Below are 24,035 nucleotides of genomic sequence, written 5' to 3'. Positions count from 1 at the left end.
TTGGTGGCGCGGCGCGCGCGCACGTAGCCTCGCCGCATGACCCACGAGCACACACCGCAGCGACCGGCGACGGAGATGTTCGAGCCGGACGCCTGGCAGGACCGCTACTCGGGCGACGGCACGATCTGGAGCGGGAACCCGAACGCGCAACTCGTCGCCGAGGCGTCCCGGTTCACGCCCGGAACGGCTCTCGACGTCGGGTGCGGCGAAGGCGGTGACGTCATCTGGCTCGCACGGCAGGGCTGGACGGTGACGGGGGCGGACTTCAGCGCCAACGGTCTCGCGCGCGCGGCTCGTCACGCCGACGAGGCCGGCGTCACGGACCGCGTGCAGTGGTGGCAGGTGGACGCGCGCTCCTTCGACCCCGACGGGCTGACCTACGACCTCGTGACGACGCACTTCCTGCACCCGCCGGACGGCGGCATGGTCGACGTCACGAGACGGCTCGCCGGAGCGGTCGCTCCCGGCGGCCACCTGCTCGTCGTCGGCCATGCTCCATCGGCCGTGTTCACGCAGCTGTCGGAGAGTCACCGTCGCGCGATGTTCCTCGCGGAAGAGTTGGTGCCGGCGCTCCCCGCGGAGTTCGAGGTGCTCGCCGCAGAGGAGCGACCGCGCACCATGACACGCGACGGAGTGACGATGGACGTACACGACGCGACCCTGCTCGCGCGACGTCGTCCGTGATTCCCGGTCGCGACTGTCGAATCGCCGGCGTCAGTCGGAGACGGGCTCGATGACGCCGATCGGCTCCCGCTTCTCCGCCTGGAACCGGTCCTCGGTGCGCCCCTGCGCCCAGTAGCCGGACAGCGAGAGCTCGGAACGCTGCACGCCGCGGTCGCGGAAGAGGTTCCGGAGGCCCTTCATGGCTTCCCGCTCTCCGTGGGCGAAGATCTGCGGGCGTCCGGCGAGCCACTCGGCTCCGGTCACCGCGTCGACGAGGAGCGCCGGGTCGTCGCCGTACACCCAACGCACGGCGACACCGGCGGGAGCGGCGAGCGGGATCTGCTCGGAGGCGTCGGCGACCTGGACGAACACGAGTCCGCGCGCCCCCGGCGGGAGCGCCTCGAGCGCCGACGCCGTCGCGGGGAGCGCCGACTGGTCGACGGCGAACAGATGCCAATCGGACTCCGGGTCGGGACGGTAGCCCCCTCCGGGACCGGCGACGGTAAGCCGGTCCCCCGGCCGGGCGGCGTCCGCCCAGGGACCGGCGAGCCCGTCTGCACCGTGCACGACGAAGTCGATCGTGATCGTGCGGGCGACGGTGTCGACCGCCCGGACCGTGTACGTGCGCGTGACGGGCAGGTCCTCCGGCGCGAGCGTCTCGCGCAGTGCGGCGACGTCGTAGGGAGGCTCGAGTCCGAGCTCCGGCTTGGCGAAGAAGATCTTCACGTAGGCGTCCGTGCTGTCGTTCGCCGCGAACGCCTCGAACTGCTCGCCGCCGAGGACGATGCGCACGAGGTGCGGGCTCAGTTGCTCGCGCCGGACGACCTCGAGGGTCACCTGGGGTCGGGCGGCGCGCTGGGGACGGGCGGTGCTCGCCGGGGGGTTCGGGATCGTCGCATCGACGGAGGACATGGGCACGCTCCTTAGGTGACCCTTACATTCCATCACGCTCCAGCGCCGCCGAGTACCTGCGAGCCCCTCCTCCCCCCGGGTGGTCGCTTGGTGGTCGCTTATCGGCGGTCGCGAGCCCGACTCACCGCGGATCTGCGACAACTCGAGAGACGTCAGGCGTGGGCGTCGAGGGCCGCGAGGAGACGCGTGACCGAGCCGCCGAGGTTCCATTCGTCGCGGAGGCGCTCGAGGTCGTCGCGATCCGACCCGGAGACGGGTCGGAGCGTCGCCCCGATCTCGTCGAGCGCGGGCAGATCGAGATCCGGGACCACCCCGACGACCGTCGGAGCGACCGTCAGATACTCGGCGGCCGCAGCGAGCTTCGACCGGACGGACGCCGACATCCCGCCGTCGTCCGACTCCGCCGCCTCGAGGAGCGCCTCGAGCGTCCCGTACGCGCCGAGGAGCGACGCCGCCGTCTTCTCCCCGATCCCGGCGACGCCGGGCAGTCCGTCCGATGCGTCCCCCCGCAGCGTCGCGTAATCGGCGTACTGCTCGGGAAGCACGCGGTATCTCGCGACCACCTGCTTCGCCGTCAGGACCTCGAGGTTCTTCATGCCCCGCGCGGTGTAGACGACGCGCACGTCACGGTCGTCGTCGACCACCTGGAAGAGGTCCCGGTCGCCCGTGACGACATCGACGGGACCCGAGGCCCGGCGCGCATAGGTCCCGATCACGTCGTCGGCCTCGTGGTCGGGCGCTCCGACGATCGCGATCCCGGCGAGACCGAGCACCTCCCGGATCATCGGGATCTGGTTCGTCAGCCCCTCGGGAACCGTCTCGACGTCGAGCCCGGCGGAGGTCGTGCGCTCCAGCCGTTGCGCCTTGTAGCTCGGCACGAGCGCCACGCGCCACGTCGGCCGCCACGCATCGTCCCAGCACGCGACGAGGTCGCTCGGACCGAAGTCGATCGTGAGCCTCGCGATCATGTCGAGCAGCCCACGCACGGCGTTCACGGGCGTGCCGTCCGCCCGGCGGATGGAGTCCGGGACGCCGTGGAAGGCGCGGAAATACAGCGACGCGGTGTCGAGCAGCATCAGGCGATCGGGCATACGCGATCCTGACACATCCGCTCAGCCGACTCCCGGCACGACGAGCCCGGACTCGTAGGCGAGGACGACCGCGTGGACGCGATCTCGCAGCGCGAGCTTCGACAGGATCCTGCTCACGTGCGTCTTGACGGTCTGCTCGGCGAGGAAGAGCCGGTCGGCGATCTCGAGGTTCGAGAGTCCCGCGGCGAGCAGCAGGAAGACCTCGCGCTCCCGCTCGGTGAGCGCGGCCATGGGAGTCGCGGAGACGAGTCGCCGCTGCGGAGTGCCCACGAATTCGGCGACGACCTTCCGCGTGACGCTCGGAGACAGCAGCGCGTCCCCGGCGTGGACGGTGCGGACGGCGCCGACGAGTTCCTCGGGCGTCGCATCCTTCAGCAGGAACCCGCTCGCACCGGCGCGCAAGGCCGCGAAGACGTAGTCGTCGATGTCGAACGTCGTGAGCATGACGATCCTCGGGCGGTGCGCGGAGACCGTGTCACCGAGGATCGCGGAGGCCGCGTCGATGCCGTTCATGGTCGGCATGCGTACGTCCATGAGGACGACGTCCGGCTTGAGGCTCCGGGTCTTCGCGAGGGCCGCAGCGCCGTCGTCGGCCTCGCCCACGACGGCGATGTCGGGCTGCGACTGCAGGATCGCGACGAGGCCGACGCGGAACATCTGCTGGTCGTCGACCACGAGCACCCGGATGCTCATGCGTCGCCCTCCGCGACAGGTGGACCGTCGAGCGGAGCGCGAGCGACCACGAGGAAGCCCGAGCCACCGGCCGGACCGTGCGTGAGCGTGCCGCCGACCGATGCCATGCGTTCCATCATGCCGCGGATACCCTGTCCGCCGACATCGGCGCGCACGCCCGACGATTCCGTCGAGACGCCGTTGCGGACGCGCAGGACCACGTCTGGGCCCTCTACGGCGAGCGCGACCTCGACCGCAGAGCCCGGCGCATGCCGGACGACGTTGCTGAGGGCCTCTTGGGCCACGCGGAACAACGCGAGCTGCGTCGCCGTGGGCGGCTCCGGCTGCACCGCCTCGACGCGGTCGACGACCTCGATACCGGCGGCCCGTGTCGACGCGATGAGCCCGGGGATGTCGGCGAGGCCCGGTTGCGGAGCGTCGAGGACCTCGCCGTCCTCACGCAGCACCCCGAGCAGTCCCCGCATCTCGCGGAGCGCCGTCCTCGCCTCCTCGGCGATGCCGTCGAACTCCGCGGCGGCGGCGTCGTCGAGCGCGGGAAGCCGGTACCGCGCGGAGGTCGCGCGCATGTGCACGAGCGACATGCTGTGCGCGACCACGTCGTGCATCTCCCGCGCGATTCGCGCGCGCTCCTGCGTCGAGAGGAGCTGCGCGTGATGCAGCTCGGACTCCTCGCGCACCTCGTCGACCTCCTGACGGACGGCAACGAGCTGCATCGTGCCCGAGACGACGATCACGATGAAGCCCGTGACGCTCGCGGCGACGATGAGCATGGTCCCCCCTCCGCCGGTGTCACCGCCTTGAGCGACAGCGACAGCCAGCACGAGGAGGAGCAGGAGCATCGCGACGAGCCACGTCGCCGCGGCGACGGTCCAACGCGCTCGTATCCCGATCACGACGAGGACGACGCTCAAGGCGATGATGCCGAGCACCGGGATCGGCCAGGGGCCGTCCGCCGCCGAGGTGGTGAGCGCGATGCCCACGATCGAGACGACGTGGACGGCGGCGGCCGCGACGGGTCGGACCAGCGCCAGGAGGATGCTGCCGCCCTGGAGCGCCCCGAGGAGGAACGCGAGCGGCACGGGGATCCCGTAGAGCGCCGCGTGAGTGGGGATGCTGACACTCGTGACGGCGACCGCGATCGCGGCCCAGAGCACCCATTCGGCGACGGCCGGTCGCGGGCTCACCGAGAACACCGCCGGCTCGTGGTCCTCCCCTGCCGTCATCGCGCTGCCCCGTCCGTCTGCACGGCCGACGTCGAGCGGCCGGTCGGGACGAGCGTAGCGGGGCGGGCGTCGATCGGGATCGCGGTGGTGTCCACGGTGGTCCTCCTTCGTCGATCCCAACGTTAGGAGCGCCGGTGACTCGACGGCGTCGATCGCCGGAGCGAACCGACCCCCTACCGAGGTAGGGGGTGTGACGGCTCTCGCGGCCGATCCGCGACACCCTCCCACATTGAGACGGTGGGGACCGCTCCTCGTGGAGCACCGACGAGGAGGAACCCGTGACCGCTCTGACCCAGAGTCCCACCCGGAACGAACCGCGGATCGTACGGCCTTCCCGGCTCCCCGTGTCTTCGCGCCGGGACTCCGCCGTCGACGTCGCCAGGGCCGCATGTCTCGTGGTCGTCGTGCTGCTGCACGCGACGATGGTCGGGGTGAGCTCGCCCGGAGGTGTGGCGGTCATCGAGAACGCGATGGACTCGTGGTCCGGCTTCGCGGCCGCCACCTGGATCGTCCAGGTGATGCCGCTCTTCTTCGTCCTCGGGGGGTTCTCGAGCTTCACGCAGTGGTCCAGCCTCCGTTGGCGCGGGGTCTCGGCGGCGGAGTACGTGGCGCTGAGGCTCCGACGACTGCTCGTTCCGGCCGTCGCCGCGATCGCCGCGACGGCCGCTGTCCTCCTGGCGCTGCCGACGCTCGGGGTCTCCGGGGACATCGCGGCGACCGCCGGTTTCCGGTTGAGTCAACCGTTGTGGTTCCTCGGCGTCTACATCCTCTGCACGGCCTTCGTCCCGGTGATGGCTGCCCTCCACGCGCGGAGTCCCCGTCGGACGCTCGGGGTGCTCGCGCTCCTCGCCGTCGGCGTGGACGTCTCCCGCTCGACATCGGGCGTCGACGCCATCGGGTTCCTCAACCTGCTCGTCGTCTGGCTGCTCGTCCAGCAGATGGGCTTCTTCCTCGCCGATGGATCGTTCGGTCGGCTCTCCGGTCACCGCCGGTTCGCGCTCGGCGGCGGCGCCCTCGCGGCTCTCGTGATCTGCTGCGCGAGCGGCTTCTACTCGGTCGATCTCTTCGGCAACCTCAACCCGCCGACGGGTGCCCTCGTCCTCCTCGGGGTCGTGCAGTTGTGCGTCTTCGCGGCGTCGCGGCCCCTTCTGAGGAGCCTGCACTCCGCCGCACCGGTCGCCGCCGCCGTCGGCTGGATCAATGCGCGCTCGCTCACGATCTACGCGTGGCACATGCTCGTGCTCATCGGGCTCGCGGGCGCCCTCCTCGTCTCGGGGATGCCGCTGCCCGATCCCGTGTCGCCGGACTGGTGGGCGACTCGACCCGTCTGGCTCGCGACGGTCGTGCTCCTCGTAGGTGCGACGGCGTGGGTCTTCGGGCGTATCGAGACGGGGTCGACGCGGCGAGGCGGTGAGACGACCAGCCGGCGGACCGTCTCGTGGGCCCGCGTCGCTGTCGCGACCCTCGTCGCGGCGAGCGGAGTCCTCATCGTCCTCGTCGCCGGAGCGTCACCGCTCGCGTGGCTCACCGCGACGGCGGCCATCGGCTGGGTGCTCTCGCGCGGACTAGCGGGAGCGCTTGACCGGCCGGCACACGAGGACGGGGCACGGCGCCGAGTGCTGGATCCGCTGCGCGGTACTGCCGAGGAGGATCGTGTCGCTCAGACCCTTGCCACCGCTCGCGACGACGACGAGATCGGCCTCGAGCTGCTCGGCGGCCCTGACGATCTCGGCGGCAGGGGAACCGCTGCGGATCTTCTTCACGATCGTGGGACCCCAGCCGTCGAAGTCCGCGGCCACGACGTCGAGAGCAGCCGTGGCTTCGGCCCGGAAGCTCAACTCGACGGGGGCGGCCCCCGCCTTCCGCCTCGGTCCGAGTTCGTTCGCGAACGGGACGGCGGCGCGTGGACTCACGACCGCGACGATCACCACCTCGTCGACCTTCTGCGGGTCGGCGAACGCGCGGAGCTGCCGCGCCGCCGCGAGTGATTGCTTCGATCCGTCCGTCGCCATGATGACCCGCATGATCAGTCCTTCCCTCTCGTGTGATCGGCCGATCGCGTTCCCGCGCCCCGTGCCTCTCTCCGCTTGCGTCCGAAGAAGTGCTCGGCCAGGTAGAGCACGAGGCCGACGGCGAGCAGTCCCGCGACCCACAGCAGCGAGCTCGGGTCGTCGACGATGACGTAACCGAGCAGCACGGCGTTGCCGAGGAGGCCGACGTAGAGCAGCACCGTGTTCGCGCGGAACGTGTCGCCGCGCTCGTCGCTCCGCCGGAGCTTCAGGGCCGAGACGATCACGAGGCCGTAGATGAAGAGCAGGAAGACGACCGTGACGTTCGCGAGGGTCGTGACGACGTCGATGCCGATCGCGTCGTTGAGGAGCGAACCGACGACGAGGAGCGCGACGACGATGACGGCGGCGAAGAGCAGCGCGACCCAGGGGCTCCGGCGCGTGCGGTGGATGCGGCCGAACACGCTCGGCACGATGTCCTCGCGCGCCATGCCGTAGAGGATGCGCGATTGCGTCACGACGGCGACGAGCGTCGTGTTCGTGATGGCGACCATCGCGATGATGGCGAAGATCACGACCATGACACCGACGGAGATCGGCAGGATCCCGGCGCGGACCACCTCGAGGAGCGCCGCGTCGGACTCGGCGAGCATGTCGACGGGCACGACGAGTGCCGCGCAGATCGCGACGAGGACGTAGATGAAGCCCGCAGCTACCATGCCGCCGACGAGGGCGCGGGGGAACGTCCTGGCGGGGTCGACGGTCTCCTCCGCGACGTTGGCGGCGTTCTCGAATCCCGTCATCGCGAAGAACGCGAGGGCGACGCCGGCCACGAGCGCGAAGATCGGGAACGTCTCGCCCGTGTCGAACTGGACGAGCACCCCGAAGTCGGCGCCGCCCTGACTCACATGAATGATGCCGATCACGACGACGATCACGAGGCCCGAGACCTCGATGATCGTCATGATCAGGTTCGCGACGACCGACTCCGTGATGCCGAGGAAGTTGACGAGGGCGAGCAGCACGACGAACGCGATCGTCACGAGCAGGGCCGGCGAGTACTCGACGATCGAACCGAAGTACTGGGCGAAGCCGTTCGCGAGCGACGCCGCGGCGGCGAAACTCCCGGACAGCATCGAGATCGTCACGAGGAACGTCAGGATGGGGCTCCGGAACGCGCGGTTCACGTACAGCGCCGCTCCGGCCGCCTGCGGGTACTTCGTCACGAGCTCCGCATACGCGAGACCCGTGATCGTTGCCACAGTCACACCGATGGCGAAAGCGAGCCAGAACGCGCCGCCGACCTCGCCGGCGACGGCGCCGATGAGCACGTAGATTCCGGAGCCCAGCACGTCGCCGAGGACGTAGAAGAACAGCAGCCGTCCTGTGATGGATCGCTTCAATTCGCTGCTGGGGGCGTCGACGTGTCCGTCCGCTGCTGTGCTCGACATTGCGGAAGGCTACTCGCGAAGCCGTTCCGCGCACACCCCTCGCGCGGATCCCCTCGGAGGGGTGAGCGCAGGACGCGCGCATCGTCGGTCGCCTGCGGCTCCGGCGTCGTCGGCACGGGACGCGCGTCCGTCGCCCGCACCTAGGCTGAAGACATGGCCACAGTGATCCTCGTCCGGCACGGTCGCACGACGGCGAACGCGAGCGGCGTGCTCGCGGGACGCATGGACGGCGTCCTCCTCGACGACGTCGGCCGCGAGCAGGCGGCACGTACCGCCGATCGGCTCGCGGTCGTCCCGCTCGTCGGTGTCGTGTCGAGTCCGCTCGAGCGCTGTCGCGAGACGGCCGGGTACATCATCGAGCGCCAGGAGGCCGCCCCCGCGACACCCGTCGAGGAGGGCATCACGGAGTGCGACTACGGCGAGTGGCAGGGCCGCACGCTCACGGATCTCGGCGGCGAGAAGCTGTGGTCGATGGTCCAGTCGCAGCCGTCCGCCGCCGTGTTCCCCGGCGGCGAGTCGATGCTCGCGATGCAGTCCCGTTCCGTCTCCGCCGTCCGACGGCTCGACGTGGCGTTCGAGGCCGAGCACGGCCCCGGCGCGGTCTGGGTCGCGGTGAGCCACGGCGACATCATCAAGTCGATCCTCGCCGACGCCTACGGGATGCATCTCGACCTCTTCCAGCGCATCTCGGTCGGTCCCGCGTCCGTCTCGATCGTGCGCTACGGCCCTGACCGCCCGGACGTCATCGCGACGAACACGGATTCCGGCGACCTCTCGTGGCTGCGCAGTCAACCCGCCGCCGGGGATGCCCCCGTCGGCGGCGGAGCGGGACCTGGAACGGCCGAGCGCTCCTAACATAGAGACATGCCTTCGATCGTCCACGAATACGACTGGCCGGACCGCGTCATCGTCGGCACGGTCGGCCGCCCCGGCGAGCGCACCTTCTACTTGCAGGCCCGCTCGGGACGCCGCCTCGTGAGCGTCGCCCTCGAGAAGGAGCAGTCCGCGGTGCTCGCCGAGAAGATCGACGAGATCCTCGACAGTCTCATGGCCGCACAGGGAAGCACGCTCAGCATCCCCGTCGACACCCCCGTGGAACTCGTGGACAACGAGCCGCTCGAGCAGCCCGTCGACGAGGAGTTCCGAGCGGGGACGATGGCCCTCGGCTGGGACCCCGCGACCGCGCAGATCACGCTCCAGGCCTATTCGATCGTCGACGGCGACGAGGACGAGGACCCGGACGACCCGCTCGCCTCCGAGCCGGAGGAAGTGCTCCTGGTCAAGATGCCCGTCGGTACGGCCAGGGCCTTCGCGAAGCGCACGCGCGAGATCGTCGGTTCCGGCCGGCCCATCTGCCCGTTCTGCGCCCAGCCGATGGACCCCGACGGCCACACCTGCGAGCTCCCCGGCCTGCTCTGATGTCCCAGGAGGACGGCGGACCCGAGAGCACGCTCGACGGCGCTCTCGAGCTCACCGGACGGATCACGACGGCCTCCAACGCGACTTTCCTCGGGACGATCGACGGCACGTCCGTCGTCTACAAGCCGATCGCGGGCGAGCGCCCGCTGTGGGACTTCCCTGACGAGTCCCTCGCGATGCGCGAGGTCGCCGCCTACCTCGTGTCCGAGTCGTTCGGCTGGAACGTCGTGCCGCGCACATGGCTGCGGAGCGGCCCGCTCGGCATGGGCATGGTGCAGTTGTGGCAGGAGGCCGACCTCGAGCAGGACGCGGTCGACCTCGTCCCCGCCGGGGAGGTGCCGGAGGAGGGGTGGCGGTTCGTCTTCGACGGGCTCGACGAGGACGACCGGGTCGTCGCCCTCGTGCACGAGGACACACCGGCGCTCCGGCGGATGGCCGTCTTCGACGTCGTCGTCAACAACGCCGATCGCAAGGGCGCGCACATCCTGCCGATGCCGGGCGGCCATCGCCACGGTGTGGACCACGGCCTCACCTTCCACGAGGAGCACAAGCTCCGCACGGTGCTCTGGGGCTGGCTCGGCGAGCCCCTCGACGTCGACGAGATCGCGGGCCTCGATCGGGTCCTCGAGGACCTCTACGGCGACCTCGGCGACGAGCTCTCCGGCCTCCTCACGATCGCCGAAACGGACGCCCTCGCGGCCCGTATCGAGCACCTCCGCGCGGAGGCGGTGTTCCCGGCGCCCGCCGGTCACCTGCCGGCGGTCCCGTACCCGCTCTTCTGAGTTCGCCCTCCCCTTCCCTCCGGTTGGCACATATCCGCGGTTCCACGCCCCGCGCACCGCGGATGCGTGACAACTCGGGCGAACGCGACCCCTGGGTTGTCACAGATCCGCCATCTCGGGCCCATCGCACCGCGGATTCGTGACGACCGGGCAGATGTGTAGGGCCGGGGGCCGGCCGAGCGGGCCATCAACCCCAGCGGGAGAAGAGATCGCCGTCTCCGCGACGCGACCCGAGGTAGGAGTCGACGACGGCCGCCCCGAGGTCGTCGGCCTCCGGCGCCACGACGTTGCCTCCCACTCGATGCGCCATCGCGTCGATGAAGCGGGCGAGTCCCGGGTCCTCGCCCAGGCGGAAGAACGTCGTGTGCGCACCGAGACGCTGCGAATTCTCGAGCTCCCGCACGGCGTATGCGACGGTCACGGGATCCGGCGGGTAGTTGAAGTAGACCTCGCCGTCGGGTTCGAGGTGGGACGTCGGCTCGCCGTCCGTCACGATGAGGAGCACGGGCTGAGCGTTCGGGTGCTTCCGGAAGTGCCGGTTGGCGAGCAGGAGACCGTGGTGCAGGTTCGTCCCCTTGTCCCACATGGCGTCGAGGCCGACGAGCGTCTCGATGTCCATGACCGCTGCCGCCCTGCTGAAGGCGATGAGCTGGAGGGCGTCGCCGCGGAAACGGCTCGTGATGAGCGTGTGGAGCGCGAGCGCCGTGCGCTTCATCGGCACCCACCGACCGTCCATCGCCATCGAGAACGACGTGTCGACGAGCAGCGCGACGCACGCTTGCGTGCGCTCCTCCGTCTCCTGGACCTCGACGTCGCCGATCTCGATCCGTACGCCGCCGTCCGTCGCGCCCCGCTCCCCCGCCGTCCGGGTGATCGCGTTCGTGATCGTCCGCGTGACGTCCCAGGGCTCGGTATCGCCGAACTCCCACTCGCGCGTCGCTCCTGAGAGCTCCCCGGCCGCACCCGCGCCGCGGAGGTCGCGCGCGCCGCGCCGCCCGGACATACGCTCGGCGATGTCGCGGAGGAGCTGCTTGCCGAGGTGCCGCATGGCCTTCGGGGTCAACTTGAGCGCACCGTCGGATCCGCGCTTCACGGACCCCGAGTTCTGCAACGCCTTCTCGAGCCGCTGCAGGGCACGCGCGTCGACGACGGAGTCCTCGCCGAGCTGACGCGCGAGCTTGTCCAGATCGAGGTCGTCGAGCTGCGATCCGTTGTAGGACTGCGACAGCTGATCCCACAACTCGTCGAGGTCGGCGAGGTCCTGGAACACGCCGGTGCCGTCGCCGAGACCGAGGCCCTGCTCGCCTTCCATCCGTTCCCCGCCGCTCCAGTCCTCCCCGGGCCGCAAGGAGCGCAACGACTCGTCGAGGCGGCCGAGCTCGGACATCAGGTCCGGCGAGCCGAAGGCTTGTTGCGCGAGGGCGTCGAGCTCCTCGCGCTGCTCGCGCGTCAACGAATTGCGCATGCGCTGGGCCGCGGCGGATCGGGCCGCGAGGGTGTCGAGGAGCTCGTCGATCGACTGCGGGTTCTCGGGGAAGTACTCCCCGTGCTTCTCCATGAACGCGTCGAAGTCCGCCTGATCGGCGGCGCCGCGGGCATGGGCGTCGAGCAGCTCATTGAGGTCGCCGAGCATCTCGGCGATCGCCTGCCGATCGGCGTCGGTGGCGTTCTCGAGGGCGTTCTTCATGCCCGCGAACCGCTGATCGAGCATCTCCCGTCCGAGGAGATCCTTGATCTTCTCGAAGTCGGCGCGCGCCTCGCCGCTCTGCCACGAGTAGTCGCCGAGCTCGCTCACGGCGGCGGCCGGGGACGACGGCAGGTTGTCGAGCTGCATCTGGGCCAGCGCCCGGTCACCCTCGTCCATGAGTGCGTCGCGGGCGAGCTGCTTGCGCTCCGCGAGCACGGCCTTGTCGAGGAGTTCGCGGATCTCGCGGAGAGTGCCGTCGAGGCTGTGCTCGCGCGTCAGTTGCTGCCGGCGTTCCGCGACCTGTCGCGCGAGGTCGTCGAGACCGAAACCGTCGCGCGGCCCGCGGCGGAGGAACTCGCGGAGCGCCTGATCCGGCGAGGACCCGCCCATGACCTCGGCGCCGATCGCGTCGAGAGCCTCCGTGAGGTCGACGGGCGGAGCGAGCGGGTCGGGGCCGTCGACGTACTTGCCGTACCGGGCCGCCCGGGTCAGGCGACGATTGGCCCTAGCCATAGATGGTCTCGCCCCCGCCGGACTCCTTGCTGACCCGGCGGGCGAGATACAGACCCTCGAGGGCGAGCTCGATCGCGCCGGCGCGCTGTCCATCGGTCGTGGCCCCGACGCGGTCGCAGATCTCGTCGTAGAGCTCCGACTCGCCGAGCGCGGGAAGGCCGGCGAGCACGTCGCGCGCCGTCACCTGCTCGCCCGTCGTCACCATCGCGCCGTTCTCGATCGCCTCGACGAGCACGCCGAAGTCGACGCCGCGGAAGTGGGCGCGCACCGTCTCAGCTGTCGCCGTCCGCAGCAGGTGGTCGAGGATCTCGTCCTCGCGCCCCTCCTCCCCCGATTCGAACTCGATCTTGCCGCCGAGCACGTCGACGGCCGTCTCGAGGTCGACGGGGCGGGCGACGGCCGCCTCCTCGCCCTGCCGGGCCGCGCGGTGCACGGCGGCGGCCGCGATCGTCTCGGCGCCTGCGATCGCGAATCGCGCGCTCACGCCGGAACGTTGATCGACCGCGCTCGACTCCCGGAGGTTCCGTGTGAAGCGCGCGAGGATCTCGACGAGGTGGTCGGGGACGTCGGCGCCGAGCTCGGCCTCCTGCCGGATGACGGCGACCTCGTCGGAGAGCTCCGTGGGGTAGTGCGTACGGATCTCCGCTCCGAAACGGTCCTTGAGCGGCGTGATGATCCGGCCGCGGTTCGTGTAGTCCTCGGGATTCGCGCTCGCGACGACGAGGACGTCGAGCGGCAGCCGCAGCACGTAGCCGCGGATCTGGATGTCGCGCTCCTCCATGACGTTGAGCATCGCCACCTGGATGCGCTCCGCGAGGTCGGGAAGCTCGTTGATCGCGACGATGCCGCGGTGGCTGCGCGGGATGAGGCCGAAGTGGATCGTCTCCGGATCGCCGAGGCTTCGCCCCTCCGCGACCTTCATCGGATCGACGTCGCCGATGAGGTCGGCGACCGAGGTGTCCGGGGTCGCGAGCTTCTCGACGTAGCGCTCCTCGCGGCTCTTCCAGACCACCGGGAGGTCGTCGCCGAGTTCGGCGGCGCGGCGGATGCTCTCCGCCGTGAGGGGCTCGAACGGGTGCTCCCCGAGTTCCGAGCCCTCGATGACGGGCGACCACTCGTCGAGCAGTCCCGAGAGGGTGCGGAGGAGGCGCGTCTTGCCCTGGCCGCGTTCGCCCAGCAGCACGATGTCGTGTCCGGCGATGAGCGCACGCTCGAGCTGCGGGATGACCGTCGTCTCGAACCCGTGCAGCCCCGGCCACGGATCGCGGCCCTCGCGGAGCGCCGACAGGAGGTTGTCGCGGATCTCGGCACGGACGGTCTTGAGCTCGTGTCCCGAGGAACGCAGAGCCCCGACGGTGGTCGGTTCAGGTCGATTCACACGGGCGATGTTACGCCCGGAAATCGGGACGAGGTACGGGTTCCGTCAAGTGCTCGGCTTGAGCGGATCGTGCCCGATGGACATCAGCCGACGTCGCCACTCGTCGTCTCCGGCCTCGGGGTCGAGAGCATCGCCGCGCTCGGCCCTCACCTCCGCGACGACGGAGCGCATGACCTCGATGTCGTCGTCGGTCAGGTCGGTGCGGCGCTTGGCCAGGATGCCGAGCACGTACTGCGACCGCTCGTCACCCGCCTGGTCAGGGAGCGTCTCGGTCTCCGTCCCGGCCGCGTCCGTCTCGAGCCAGTCGCGAAGCTCGCGCGATGTCATGTTCACGACCGCGTGGAAGTCGTCCCACAACGCGTCGTCGATCTCCGAATGGGCCATGCCGTCCTCCTCGAGGTCTCGTGTCGACCGGCACGGGGAGCGCTCGATCGGAAGGCCACGGAATCACGTCGAGCGCGGCGGATCAAGCCCTTCTCGGCCGACTCCCCGGGCCCGTACGGTTGTTGCGACAGCGGATGTCGGGCGTCCGCGAGGCGGAGGTCGGCATGACGAGGGAGCGGCGAGGAGGGAACCGTCGATACCGGGACCGGCGCGACGCCGGTCGTGTCCTCGGCCAGCTTCTCGCGGACACTCGGAGTGGTGCGGAGGACCCGCTCGTCCTCGGCCTGCCGCGAGGCGGTGTCCCGGTCGCGGACGAGATCGCTCATGCGATCGACGGCACTCTCGACGTGCTCGTCGTGCGGAAACTCGGCTTCCCCGGGCGGCCGGAGGTGGCGATCGGGGCGATCGCCGCGGTAGCCGGCCGGATCGAGATCGTCGAGAACGCGGAGATCACCGCTCGCCTCTACGAACTCGGTCCGGCTGACCGGATGATCGGCGACGCCGCGTCCGTCGCGGAGGGGGAACTCCGCCGCCGCCAGGGACGCTACCGGGGCGCGCGCGCTCCCTCCGACATCGGCGGCCGCGACGTCGTCCTCGTGGACGACGGCATGGCGACGGGCGCGAGCATCCGGGCGGCGATCGCGGTGATCGGCGCGGAGCGCCCCGCTCGCGTGACGGTCGCCGTGCCGGTGGCTTTCGCGGGGACGTGTGCTCGTGTCCGCCCCCTCGTCGACGACGTCGTCTGCCCGTGGGAACCGTCCGACCTGTGGTCGGTCGGCGAGGCGTACGACGATTTCTCCCAGACGAGCGACGACGAGGTGCGCCGCATCCTCGCCGGGTCGCACGCGCGCTGAGCGAGCCGCTCGGCTCGCGTCAGGTCAGGCGGCCGAGACGTCGAGCTCGCCGCTTCCCGCTCCACCCGCCGCGAAGGTGATGCGCCGGTTCGCGACCTTGTCGGCGAAGAAGCGGTCGTGGCTCACGACGATCACGGCGCCCGGGAAGTGCACGAGGGCGCGCTCCATCACCTGGGTGCTCGGCAGGTCGAGGTGATTCGTCGGCTCGTCGAGGACGAGGACCGACGCGCCCGACAGCAGGCACTGCGCCATCGCGACGCGCGCGCGCTGACCTCCCGAGAGCTCCCGGATGCGCTTCTTGAGGTCGGCCTCGGAGAACTGGAACATCGCGAGGAACCGGCCGACGGACTTCCGCGTCGCCGTGAGCGCGAGGCTGTCCGGCATCGCGTTGACCGCGTGCGTGACGGTGTCGTCGAGGTCGAGCTCCTCGAGCACGCGGTTGTAGGAGACGACCTTCGCCCCCGCCGCCCACGTGACGCTGCCGTCGTCGGCGCGCTCCTCCCCCGTCAGGACGCGCAGGAGCGTGCTCTTCCCGCTGCCGTTCGCACCGAGCACGACGATGCGCTCGCCGCGGCGGACCTCGAGGTCGAGCCCCGAGAAGAGCGTGCGATCGCCGAAACCCTTGCCGAGGCCGGCGACGCGGCACAGGACGTCCTTGATGTGCAGGCCGCCGTAGATCTCGGTGATGATCTCGTCGACGGGGCGAGGCGCCCTGGCCTTCTTGATCCCCGCGAGCTGTTTGCCGAGGTTCTTCCCCCCGGTCTTCGCCGCCTGCCGGCGGTCCGCGATGCCCTCGGCCTCGAAGGCGAGCAGCTCGTTCTCGTGCACGAACTGCGATTGCAGCGTCTTGAGCCGGAACTGCTTCTGGACCACGTACTCGTCGAAGTTCCCCGGGTACTCGTGCAGGTGGAAGTTCTCGACCTCGACGATGCGCGTCGCGACGGCGTCGAGGAAGGTCCGGTCGTGCGACACGATGATCGCGGCGCCGTGGAAGTCGCGGAACCACGACTCGAGCCACTCGACGCCGGGGACGTCGAGGAAGTTGGTCGGCTCGTCGAGGAGCAGCACGTCGGGGTCCTCGAGCAGGATCTTCGCGAGCGCCGCACGGTTGCGCCAGCCTCCCGACAGCCGGTCGATCGGGGCGTTGCGGTGCTCCTCGGTGAAACCGAGCGTCGTGAGGGCCTGGTCGATCTTCCGCGGGTAGTCCCAGCCTCCGAGACGCTCCATCTCGCCGAACAGCTCCGCTTGCCTCTCGATGAGGCGATCGAGCGCGTCGGCCGACGGGCCCTCCGCGATCGCGGCGTCGATCGACGCGAGTTCGTCCTCGACGGCGTGCACCTCGCCGAAGAGACCGTCGAGGACCTCGGCGATGCTCGCCTCCCCGTCGAGCTCGGAGAACTGCGAGAAGTAGCCGATGCGCGTGCCGTTCTCGATCGCGACCGTGCCGGACTCGGGCTGCACCTGCTCGAGCACGAGCTTCAGGAGGGTCGTCTTCCCCGAACCGTTGCGGCCGATGAGACCGACGCGGTCCTTCTCCTCGAGACGGAAGAACGCCTCGCGGAGGACGGGCGTGTTCTCGAAGCGGACGGTGACGTCGTTCAGTCTGACCAGGCTCATCGGGACCCTCTCGCGGTGAACACAGAAAAACGCCCGATCGATCGGGCGTTCGTGCGCTTCAGGCTAACATCGCCGGCACGACACGTCCGCCCGCTATGCTCCGACCGTGGTCGCCGCTCTCCTCTTCACCGCCGTCATCGCGCTCCTCGTCCTCTTTCAGCTCGCGCTCGCGCTCGGTGCTCCATGGGGCCGCTTCTCCTGGGGCGGCCGGAACGACGGGGTGCTGCCGCGGAGACTCCGCATCGCGTCCGCCGTCTCGATCGCGATCTACGTCGTGCTCGTGCTGCCGGCCCTCGATCTCGCGGGCATCCTCGACGTCGCACCCGACGGCGTCTCGCGCATCGCGGCGTGGGTCGTCTTCGCATACCTCGCGCTCGGCGTGCTCGTGAACGCGGCGTCCCGATCCCGCGCCGAACGCTTCACGATGACTCCCGTCGCCCTCGCCCTCGCGGTTCTCGCGCTCATCGTCGCGATCACCGGCCCCGTCGGCTAGCGCGGCCCTCGGATCAGCGGGCCCCCGGCCCTCTCTCCACCTCGACGTCCGCGGTGTCGTAGAGCGCCCGGATGAGCGATTGCGCGTCGTACGGCCCCACGTGGCGGCGGCCGTTCACGAAGAAGGTCGGGACGGCGGTGATGTCCATCGCCTCGGCGTCGAGCATGTCGTCACGCACGCGGGCCGTGACCGCGAACGAGGTGAGGTCGCGCTCGAAGCGCTCGACGTCGAGACCGAGGTCGTGCGCACGCCGGATGATGTGCGTCGGCAGCTGGTTCTCCTGGTCGGCGAAGAGGCTGCGCTCGAACTCGAAGAACTTGCCCTGGCGAGCCGCGGCCTCCGAGGCCTCCGCCGCGGCGAGGGCGTTCGGGTGGAACCGCGTGAGCGGGGCGTGCCGCCACACGTAGCGGAAGCGGCCGTCGAGCTCCCTCCGCACCTCCTCGACCGATCCGGTCGCCTTGAGGCAGAAACCGCACTGGAAGTCGCCGTACTCCACGAGAGTGAGAGGAGCGTCGACCGGTCCGAAGATGTGGTCGCGCGTCGGGTCGACGGGACGGAGCAGGGCGAGCCCGGCCTCCTCGTCGGGGCGGAAGGCGTCCGAGATGCGAAAGATGACGGTCGCGAGCACGAAGGCGAGGACCGATGCCGCGAGGACGCCGACCCGTGCCTCGTTCTGGACCGCCTCGTCTTCGATCGCGAGATCGACGATGAACAGGGAGATCGTGAAGCCGACGCCGCACAAGGCGGCGCCGCCGAGGAGCCGGTCGAGAGTGAGCCCGGGACCGAACTCCCCGACCTTGAGGAGCCGCATGACGGCCGCCGAGCCGAAGACCCCGATGAGCTTTCCGGCCACGAGCCCCACGATCACTCCCCACGTCACGGCCGACACCGCGGCCGATGCGAGGATCTCGCCGTCGATCTGCACTCCCGCGTTCGCGAGCGCGAAGAGCGGCAGCACGACGTACGCGACGTAGGGGGCGTAGGCGGACTGCAGGCGCTCGTTGATCGAGATCGACTCGCGCAGGCTGTTGGCGGCGGCTCGCGCGTACTCGGTGTTGGGAGACTGGCGGAAGGTGCGCGCGAGTTCGAGGGCGTGCTCGACGTCGCGACGGTCCGGCCGGTAGACGGGCACGAGCAGGGCGATCGCGACCCCGGCGAGGGTGGGGTGAACACCCGACGCGAGGAAGGCCAGCCAGACGATCACCGCCAGGGTCCCGTACACGGGACCCCTCCCGCCGCGAAGATAGCGCGTGAAGTAGATGGCCGCCAGCCCGACCGCGGCCACGACGAGAGGCAGCGGCGTGAAGTTCTCCGTGTAGACGAGCGCGATGATGCTGAGCGCGCCGATGTCGTCGACGACGGCGAGGGCGAGGAGGAACACGCGCAGGCGTCCGGGCGCACGCGGGCCGATGAGGGCGAGCGCGCCCACGAGGAAGGCCGTGTCCGTGGAGATGACGATCCCCCAGGCGTGCTCGGAGCCGGAGCCCGAACTGATCAGCACGTAGAGGAGCGCCGGGATCGCGAGCCCGAGGATCGCGGCGACGACCGGTGTCACCGCGCGCGACCACGTCGTGAGCTCGCCGATCGCGAACTCCCGCCGCACTTCGAGACCGACCGTGAAGAAGAAGATCGCCATGAGCGCGTCGTTGACGAGCGCGTGAACGGTGAAGTCGAGATGGAGGTCCCCGACACCGATGGTCAGGTGCATGTCCCAGAAGCCGTGGTACGAGCCGTAGGAGATGTTGGCCCAGGCGATCGCGACGACCGTGGCGATGAGCAGGAGGATCGCACCGATGCGGTTCTGGCCGAGGCCGCGGATCCGGTCAGCGATCGACGGTCGCCCTCCGCCCGCGTGGCCGTGGTCGGGATCGGGTGAGCGCTGGATGAGCGTCAGTTGGGACATCGTGCCTTCTCGGGATTCTGCGCGGATCACGCGCCGCCACCACGACGGGAAGCGTCCGTCGCGAGTGTCAGCATTCTCGCAGGAATCACGCCTCCGAGGCATCCTCGAGGCCGACTGCCCCGCGCTCCCCCGCCTCGGCGGCAGCGACGGCTCAGACGGGCGGCGCCCCCCGGCGGAGGCGACGGCGACGCATGATGCGCCAGATGGCGACGCCGGCGCCGATGAGCACGACGGCGTCGTCCCCGAATCCGAGGGGTCCCGCGACGATCTCCGGGATCACGTCGATCGGAGAGGCGCCGTAGAGCAGGGCGCCGAGACCGATGAGCACGGCCTTGAGCGTGGAACGGTCCTTCTTCATGAGCCAACGATACGCGGCGGCCGAACCTGAACGAGATGCCTCATCGTCGATCCGGGCCGACGGCCGTCACGATCCGGCGGCGGTCACCGCCTGGAAGCGGTCGAAGGCCATGGTCTTCCGCCGCGCGAGCACGCGGTCGGGACCGCGCTCGAGGTCGACGAGGCCCATGTGGATGAACCACTCGTCCGGCGTCTTGAGGTCGTGTCGATAGAGCCAGTCGACGAGGGTGAAGAACGGGAACCACGTGTACCCGACCACGGGCAGGCCATCGGCCCGGAGCGACTCGATCTCGGCGACCGATTGCTCGAGCCACTCGACTCGCGACTCGACGCTTCCGCCCCGCGAGGTCTCGGTCACGGCGACGGGGAGGCCGTAGCGGTCGACGTGGAGCGTGAGCAGGTCACGCAGGCCGAGCGTGCCCGCCTCGACGGGGAGGATCGCGCCGTCGACGTAACGGACCGTCGTGAAGCCGGGGTAGTAGTTCACGCCGATGACGTCGGGGACGACGGCGTTCGCCCGGAACCACTCGAGTTCCGTCTCCGTCACGCCGTGCCCCGTGAGGTACCCGTGCAGGGCGTGCGCGTCGTCGACACGCCCCATCGTGAGATCGAGCGAGAGGAACCGGCGCTCCTCCATGAGCTCTCGAGGAAGGGGCAGGTCGTCCCCCTCCCAGCGGAACCCCGCATCCACGGAGACGATTCGCGCAGCCGGGTTGACAGCGAGGATCTCCTGCTGCGTCCGGACCATGCCACGGGCGAGCGCCATCATGATCTTCACCCAGCCGTCCTGACCGGAGAGGTAGGGAGGCCAGATCCCGCGCTCCCCGCAGTACTCGGCGTTGATCGCCGGTTCGTTGAGGGGCGTGAAGTCGTCCCACGTGCCGGCGTACCGCTCGGCGACGGCTCGAGCGTAGGAGGCGACGCGCTCGGGGTAGCTCGCGTTGAGGAACTGGTTCTCGAGCCACAACGGCGTCCCGTAGTGCATGAGGTCCACGACGATGCGGAGCCCGAGCGAGCGCGAGTGCTCGGCCACCTGGTCGATCCATCGCCAGTCGAACTCCCCCGGCTTCCGTTCGACGAGGTACCAGGGAATGCCCCAGCGCAGGTACTCGGCGCCGGCCTCCGCGGCGAGGGACAGGTCCTCCCGCCAGTGCTCGTAGTGCTGCGTGAGCGCGTACTCGTCGATCCCGCGAGCGCCGACGCGCTCCTGCGGCACGAAGGTGTCTTCGATGCCCACACCGAAGTGCAGGCGGCCGTCGTTCATCCAGTTGGGCGTTGACACGGCGTCCTTTCGAGAGGGCCGGCTCATTTGAGTCCGGTGGTGGCGATCCCGGCGACGAAGCTGCGCTGGATCAGGAGGAAGAAGACGATGACCGGCAGGAGCGCGAGCAGCGATCCGGCCATGAGCAACCCGTACTCCACGACGTGCTGCCCCATGAAGAGGGCGAGTCCGGCGGGGAGCGTGGCCGAGGCGACATCGGCGGACATGATGAGCGGCCACAGCAGATCGTTCCAGTTGTACTGGAAGTGGAACAGGCCGAGAGTCAGCAGCGCGGGCCGAGCGAGAGGCATGATCACGCGCGAGTAGATGCGCCACTCGCTCGCCCCGTCGACGCGAGCGGCCTCCTCGAGGTCCTTCGGCAGCGACAGGAAGAACTGCCGGAGGAAGAAGATCCCGAAGGCGTTCGTCATGCGCGGGATGATCATGCCCGGCAGCGTGTTCGTGAGCCCGAAGCCGTTGAGGAGGTCGTAGAGCGGGATGAGCGTGACCTGGAACGGCAGCATGAGCAGGAGCAGCACGAGGACGAGCACGACGTTCCGACCCTTGAAGTCGATCCGCGCGAGAGCATAGGCCGCCATCGAGTCGAACAGGAGCGAGATGAGCGTGACGGATCCCGCGAACACGATCGTGTTGACGTAGAGCCGCGCGAACGGGATGCGGTCCCAGACGTCGACGAAGTGCTGGAGCGTGAACTCGCGCGGCCAGAGCGTCGGCGGGTACGAGACGATGTCCGATTCCGGCTTGAAGGCGGTGAACGTCATCCAGATGATCGGCAGGAGCACGCCGATCGCGATGATGATGCCCGCGATCGCCGTGACCCACGTCCAGACGCTCTGCGTCCGGAGGTACGACGGCGTGCGCGTGCGGCGCGGCGGTTCTGGCGTGGTCGACGTCCGCGTCGTCTCGAGGGTCGTGGTCATCAGAATCGCACCTGCCGTCGCTGGAAGAAGAGGTATTGGATCATCGAGAGGAGGAAGACGAAGACGAGCAGCACCCACGAGATCGCGGCGCCGTAGCCGAACCGCAGCTCCTGGAAGCCCTCGCGGTAGATGAGCATCACGAGCGTCTCCGTGCGGAAGAACGGTCCGCCGTGGGTCATGACGTAGATCTGGTCGAACGCCTGCAGCGTCGCGATGAGGGCCATGACGGAGACGAGCATCGTCTGGTTCGACAGCAGCGGGAGCGTCACGTGACGGAAGCGCTGCCACGCGCCCGCCCCGTCGAGACGTGCGGCCTCGCGCAACTCGCCCGGGATCGACTGGAGACCGGCGAGGTAGATCACCATGAAGAACCCGACGCTCTTCCACACGCCGACGAACATCACGGCGGGCATCGCCCAGTCCGGGTCGCTCAGGACGCCTTGCGACGAGACGATCCCCGCTTGCGAGAGCCAGTACGACAGCAGCCCGACGTTGGGGTCCATGAGGAACGCCCACGCGATCGCGATGATGCCGAGGGAGACGATGAACGGCAGGAAGATCGATGTGCGTACGAACGCGCGACCCACGAACTGACGGTCGAGGAAGACGGCGAGAGCGAGGGCCAGGACCACGGTGATGGGCGTGACGACCGCCGCGTAGAGGACGGTGTTCCAGAAGGCGTTCCAGAACGCCGGGTCGGCGAAGAGTTCGACGTAGTTGTCGAGACCCACCCACTCGGCCGCCCTGATGAGGTTGTAGTTGGTCAGCGAGAGATAGCCGGCCTGGATCATCGGGTAGAGCATGAACACCGCGAGCACGACGAGTGCCGGCGAGAGGAAGAGCCACGCGGTGATGGCCCTCCGCGTCGTCTGACGCATCCGGCGTGGGGCCGGCGGTCGCGCCGGGCCCGTGGAGTCGCCGCGGGTCGGCGCCTGGTGGAGAGTCGTCATTGATCCGTTCCTTCAGCGGCCGGGGGTGGAGCGTGCGGGTCGCACGCTCCACCCCCGCCGTCGTTCCTGATGCGGTGGCTCGGCTTACTTGTCGAGTTCGGCCTGGACCTGCTCGGAGGCGGCTGTGAACAACTCGTCGACGGTGCCCTCGCCGTTGAGAGCCTTCTGCAGGGTCGGGTAGAAGATCGTGTCGTTGATCGTCGTACCGGCCGCGATTCCAGGCATCAGCGTCTGCGAGTTGTCGATGACCGACGAGTCGCCGAAGATCGCCGGGTAGGGGTTCGACGTCACTTGCGAGGAGACGTCGGCTCGCGTCGGTGGGAAGCCGGAGCCCTCTGCCCACGTCTTCTGGCCCTCCTCCGAGTTCCAGTAGGCGAAGAACTCGTAGGCCGCTTGCTTCGTGGTCTCGTCGGCCTTCGCGGGGACCGACATCGAGACGACGTCGGCGAGGGTCACGTTGTCCGCCGGACCGGCGAAGGCGGGCGCGAGCCCGAAGTTCAAGCCGGCCTCCTCGAAACCGGTGGTCATCCAGGGGCCGACGATCTCGATGGCAGCCTTTCCCGTGGTGAAGAGCTTGTCGGCATCCGCGCCGGCGAGTCCGACCGGTGACGCCTTCTGGTCCTTCACGAGGTCGACCCAGAAGTTGAGAGCCTCGAGCGAGCCCTCCGAGGCGAGCTCAGAGGTCTTCCCGTCCTCGGAGACGAGGCCGCCGCCGGCGTTCCAGAGGAACGGCTGGAACATGGGAACCGTCTCGTGGTCCGCGAGAGCGATCGCGTACTGCTCGGGCTTGCCGTCTCCGTTGTCGTCGACCGTGAGCTTCGGAACCATCGCCGCGAATTCGTCCCACGTGGTCGGCGGCTTCTCGGGATCGAGGCCGGCGGCCGTGAACAGGTCCTTGTTGTAGTACATGAGCATCGTGGCGATGTTCACGGGCACGCCGTAGTTCTCACCGTCGAACATCGAGGCGTCCACCGCGGACTGCGCGAGAGCGTCGGAGTCGAAGTCGGCGTTCTCGTAGTAGTCGTCGAGCGGCTGGAAGAGACCCTGGTCCGCGTACTGCGGGATGCGGCCGGCGGACATCGCGACGATGTCGGGACCGTCGTTCCCCGCAGCGGCCGTGAGCACCTTCGAGTAGAGCGTGTCCCACGGCATGATGTTCGTCTCGACCGTGATCCGGTCCTGCGACGCGTTGAAGTCGTCGACGACCTGCTGGAGGGCGGGTCCGTCCGGACCCGTGAACCCGTTCCAGAAGGACAGGGTGACCTTCGCGTTCGGGTCGTTCTCGGTGTTCTGCTGGGCTCCTTGCCCGGCGCACCCGCTCACGGCGAGGGTCGTCACCGTCGCGACCACCGCGGTGGCGATGAGTGTCGACCGGCGGTGCGGGAAGCGAGAACCCACGGTGCCATGGTGATTCCGCATTGCATCTCCTTCGATACGTCCGTTCAACGTTGAAC

General features: G+C 69.6%; 22 protein-coding genes and 1 pseudogene. 7 read left to right on the top strand and 16 right to left on the bottom strand.

The features are described from left to right. Positions 1 to 36 precede the first annotated feature (36 nt). The gene (locus tag ELQ90_RS04925) at positions 37 to 684 is read left to right on the top strand and encodes an SAM-dependent methyltransferase (protein ID WP_128494179.1); all 648 of its coding nucleotides are present in this window, start codon (positions 37 to 39) and stop codon (positions 682 to 684) included. Between the two features lie 30 nt (positions 685 to 714). Here the strand turns inward: ELQ90_RS04925 and ELQ90_RS04920 are convergent, their stop codons facing one another. The 4 genes from ELQ90_RS04920 to ELQ90_RS04905 form a co-directional block, all read right to left on the bottom strand. Further along, the gene (locus ELQ90_RS04920; RefSeq protein ID WP_128494178.1) at positions 715 to 1,575 is read right to left on the bottom strand and encodes a siderophore-interacting protein; all 861 of its coding nucleotides are present in this window, start codon (positions 1,573 to 1,575) and stop codon (positions 715 to 717) included. 152 nt (positions 1,576 to 1,727) lie between these two features. Then, entirely contained in the window at positions 1,728 to 2,666 is a 939-nt protein-coding gene (locus tag ELQ90_RS04915) for a 5'-3' exonuclease (protein ID WP_208020573.1), read from the bottom strand. A 21-nt stretch (positions 2,667 to 2,687) separates the two neighbouring features. Beyond that, positions 2,688 to 3,359: a response regulator gene (locus ELQ90_RS04910; RefSeq protein ID WP_128494176.1), complete on the bottom strand. Its 672-nt coding sequence runs from the start codon at positions 3,357 to 3,359 to the stop codon at positions 2,688 to 2,690. Continuing rightward, complete coding sequence (locus ELQ90_RS04905; RefSeq protein ID WP_128494175.1) at positions 3,356 to 4,582, bottom strand: sensor histidine kinase; 1,227 nt, start codon at positions 4,580 to 4,582, stop codon at positions 3,356 to 3,358. Before ELQ90_RS04905 ends, ELQ90_RS04910 begins: the two co-directional genes overlap by 4 nt. Positions 4,583 to 4,860: 278 nt before the next feature. Between ELQ90_RS04905 and ELQ90_RS16900 the strand changes: the two are divergent. Beyond that, positions 4,861 to 5,934, top strand: a pseudogene (locus ELQ90_RS16900) (acyltransferase family protein); the annotation flags it as partial. A gap of 213 nt (positions 5,935 to 6,147) precedes the next feature. Here ELQ90_RS16900 and ELQ90_RS16555 read toward each other — a convergent pair. Together ELQ90_RS16555 and ELQ90_RS04895 are read right to left on the bottom strand one after the other, a co-directional pair. Continuing rightward, the gene (locus ELQ90_RS16555; protein WP_243696062.1) at positions 6,148 to 6,594 is read right to left on the bottom strand and encodes a universal stress protein; all 447 of its coding nucleotides are present in this window, start codon (positions 6,592 to 6,594) and stop codon (positions 6,148 to 6,150) included. 14 nt (positions 6,595 to 6,608) lie between these two features. Continuing rightward, the gene (locus ELQ90_RS04895; protein WP_128494173.1) at positions 6,609 to 8,042 is read right to left on the bottom strand and encodes an APC family permease; all 1,434 of its coding nucleotides are present in this window, start codon (positions 8,040 to 8,042) and stop codon (positions 6,609 to 6,611) included. A 153-nt stretch (positions 8,043 to 8,195) separates the two neighbouring features. Here ELQ90_RS04895 and ELQ90_RS04890 point away from each other — a divergent pair, with 153 nt between their 5' ends. The 3 genes from ELQ90_RS04890 to ELQ90_RS04880 are packed head-to-tail and all read left to right on the top strand — an operon-like array spanning position 8,196 to position 10,243. After that, entirely contained in the window at positions 8,196 to 8,897 is a 702-nt protein-coding gene (locus ELQ90_RS04890; protein ID WP_128494172.1) for a histidine phosphatase family protein, read from the top strand. A 9-nt stretch (positions 8,898 to 8,906) separates the two neighbouring features. Then, positions 8,907 to 9,461 (top strand): DUF3090 domain-containing protein, encoded by a 555-nt coding sequence (locus ELQ90_RS04885; RefSeq protein WP_128494171.1) that lies wholly within the window; start codon positions 8,907 to 8,909, stop codon positions 9,459 to 9,461. Next, entirely contained in the window at positions 9,461 to 10,243 is a 783-nt protein-coding gene (locus ELQ90_RS04880) for an SCO1664 family protein (RefSeq protein WP_128494170.1), read from the top strand. Before ELQ90_RS04885 ends, ELQ90_RS04880 begins: the two co-directional genes overlap by 1 nt. Positions 10,244 to 10,430: 187 nt before the next feature. Here ELQ90_RS04880 and ELQ90_RS04875 read toward each other — a convergent pair whose 3' ends face one another. The 3 genes from ELQ90_RS04875 to ELQ90_RS04865 are packed head-to-tail and all read right to left on the bottom strand — an operon-like array spanning position 10,431 to position 14,205. After that, positions 10,431 to 12,443 (bottom strand): vWA domain-containing protein, encoded by a 2,013-nt coding sequence (locus tag ELQ90_RS04875; protein ID WP_128494169.1) that lies wholly within the window; start codon positions 12,441 to 12,443, stop codon positions 10,431 to 10,433. Then, positions 12,436 to 13,821, bottom strand: coding sequence for a magnesium chelatase ATPase subunit I (locus ELQ90_RS04870; RefSeq protein WP_128494168.1), 1,386 nt, complete (start codon positions 13,819 to 13,821; stop codon positions 12,436 to 12,438). The genes ELQ90_RS04875 and ELQ90_RS04870 overlap by 8 nt, the downstream gene beginning before the upstream one ends. A gap of 45 nt (positions 13,822 to 13,866) precedes the next feature. Then, entirely contained in the window at positions 13,867 to 14,205 is a 339-nt protein-coding gene (locus tag ELQ90_RS04865) for a DUF3140 domain-containing protein (RefSeq protein WP_128494167.1), read from the bottom strand. 164 nt (positions 14,206 to 14,369) lie between these two features. On the opposite strand from ELQ90_RS04865, the gene ELQ90_RS04860 reads away from it, so the two are divergent. Beyond that, positions 14,370 to 15,059, top strand: coding sequence for a phosphoribosyltransferase (locus ELQ90_RS04860; RefSeq protein WP_128494166.1), 690 nt, complete (start codon positions 14,370 to 14,372; stop codon positions 15,057 to 15,059). 24 nt (positions 15,060 to 15,083) lie between these two features. Here ELQ90_RS04860 and ELQ90_RS04855 read toward each other — a convergent pair whose 3' ends face one another. Further along, positions 15,084 to 16,676 (bottom strand): ABC-F family ATP-binding cassette domain-containing protein, encoded by a 1,593-nt coding sequence (locus tag ELQ90_RS04855; protein WP_128494165.1) that lies wholly within the window; start codon positions 16,674 to 16,676, stop codon positions 15,084 to 15,086. Positions 16,677 to 16,782: 106 nt separating this feature from the next. On the opposite strand from ELQ90_RS04855, the gene ELQ90_RS04850 reads away from it, so the two are divergent. Further along, positions 16,783 to 17,169, top strand: coding sequence for a hypothetical protein (locus ELQ90_RS04850; RefSeq protein ID WP_128494164.1), 387 nt, complete (start codon positions 16,783 to 16,785; stop codon positions 17,167 to 17,169). Between the two features lie 13 nt (positions 17,170 to 17,182). Here ELQ90_RS04850 and nhaA read toward each other — a convergent pair whose 3' ends face one another. From nhaA to ELQ90_RS04820, 6 genes are all read right to left on the bottom strand, one after another. After that, entirely contained in the window at positions 17,183 to 19,072 is a 1,890-nt protein-coding gene (gene nhaA, locus ELQ90_RS04845) for a Na+/H+ antiporter NhaA (RefSeq protein ID WP_128494163.1), read from the bottom strand. 151 nt (positions 19,073 to 19,223) lie between these two features. Continuing rightward, on the bottom strand, positions 19,224 to 19,430 hold the full coding sequence (locus ELQ90_RS04840; protein WP_128494162.1) for a DUF1232 domain-containing protein: 207 nt from the start codon (positions 19,428 to 19,430) through the stop codon (positions 19,224 to 19,226). Between the two features lie 66 nt (positions 19,431 to 19,496). Next, complete coding sequence (locus tag ELQ90_RS04835; RefSeq protein ID WP_166408854.1) at positions 19,497 to 20,711, bottom strand: family 1 glycosylhydrolase; 1,215 nt, start codon at positions 20,709 to 20,711, stop codon at positions 19,497 to 19,499. A 23-nt stretch (positions 20,712 to 20,734) separates the two neighbouring features. Further along, positions 20,735 to 21,631, bottom strand: coding sequence for a carbohydrate ABC transporter permease (locus ELQ90_RS04830; protein ID WP_128494160.1), 897 nt, complete (start codon positions 21,629 to 21,631; stop codon positions 20,735 to 20,737). Further along, a complete protein-coding gene (locus ELQ90_RS04825; RefSeq protein WP_243696017.1) occupies positions 21,631 to 22,581 on the bottom strand; it encodes a carbohydrate ABC transporter permease in 951 nt (316 codons plus the stop codon). The genes ELQ90_RS04830 and ELQ90_RS04825 overlap by 1 nt, the downstream gene beginning before the upstream one ends. 84 nt (positions 22,582 to 22,665) lie before the next feature. Then, complete coding sequence (locus tag ELQ90_RS04820) at positions 22,666 to 24,000, bottom strand: ABC transporter substrate-binding protein (protein ID WP_166408852.1); 1,335 nt, start codon at positions 23,998 to 24,000, stop codon at positions 22,666 to 22,668. Positions 24,001 to 24,035 lie beyond the last annotated feature (35 nt).

Source organism: Labedella phragmitis (assembly GCF_004078635.1).
GTDB classification, from domain to species: Bacteria; Actinomycetota; Actinomycetes; order Actinomycetales; family Microbacteriaceae; genus Labedella; species Labedella phragmitis.
The sequence above is the reverse complement of the archived record's forward strand: the minus strand, read 5'-3'. Positions and strand labels throughout refer to the sequence as shown.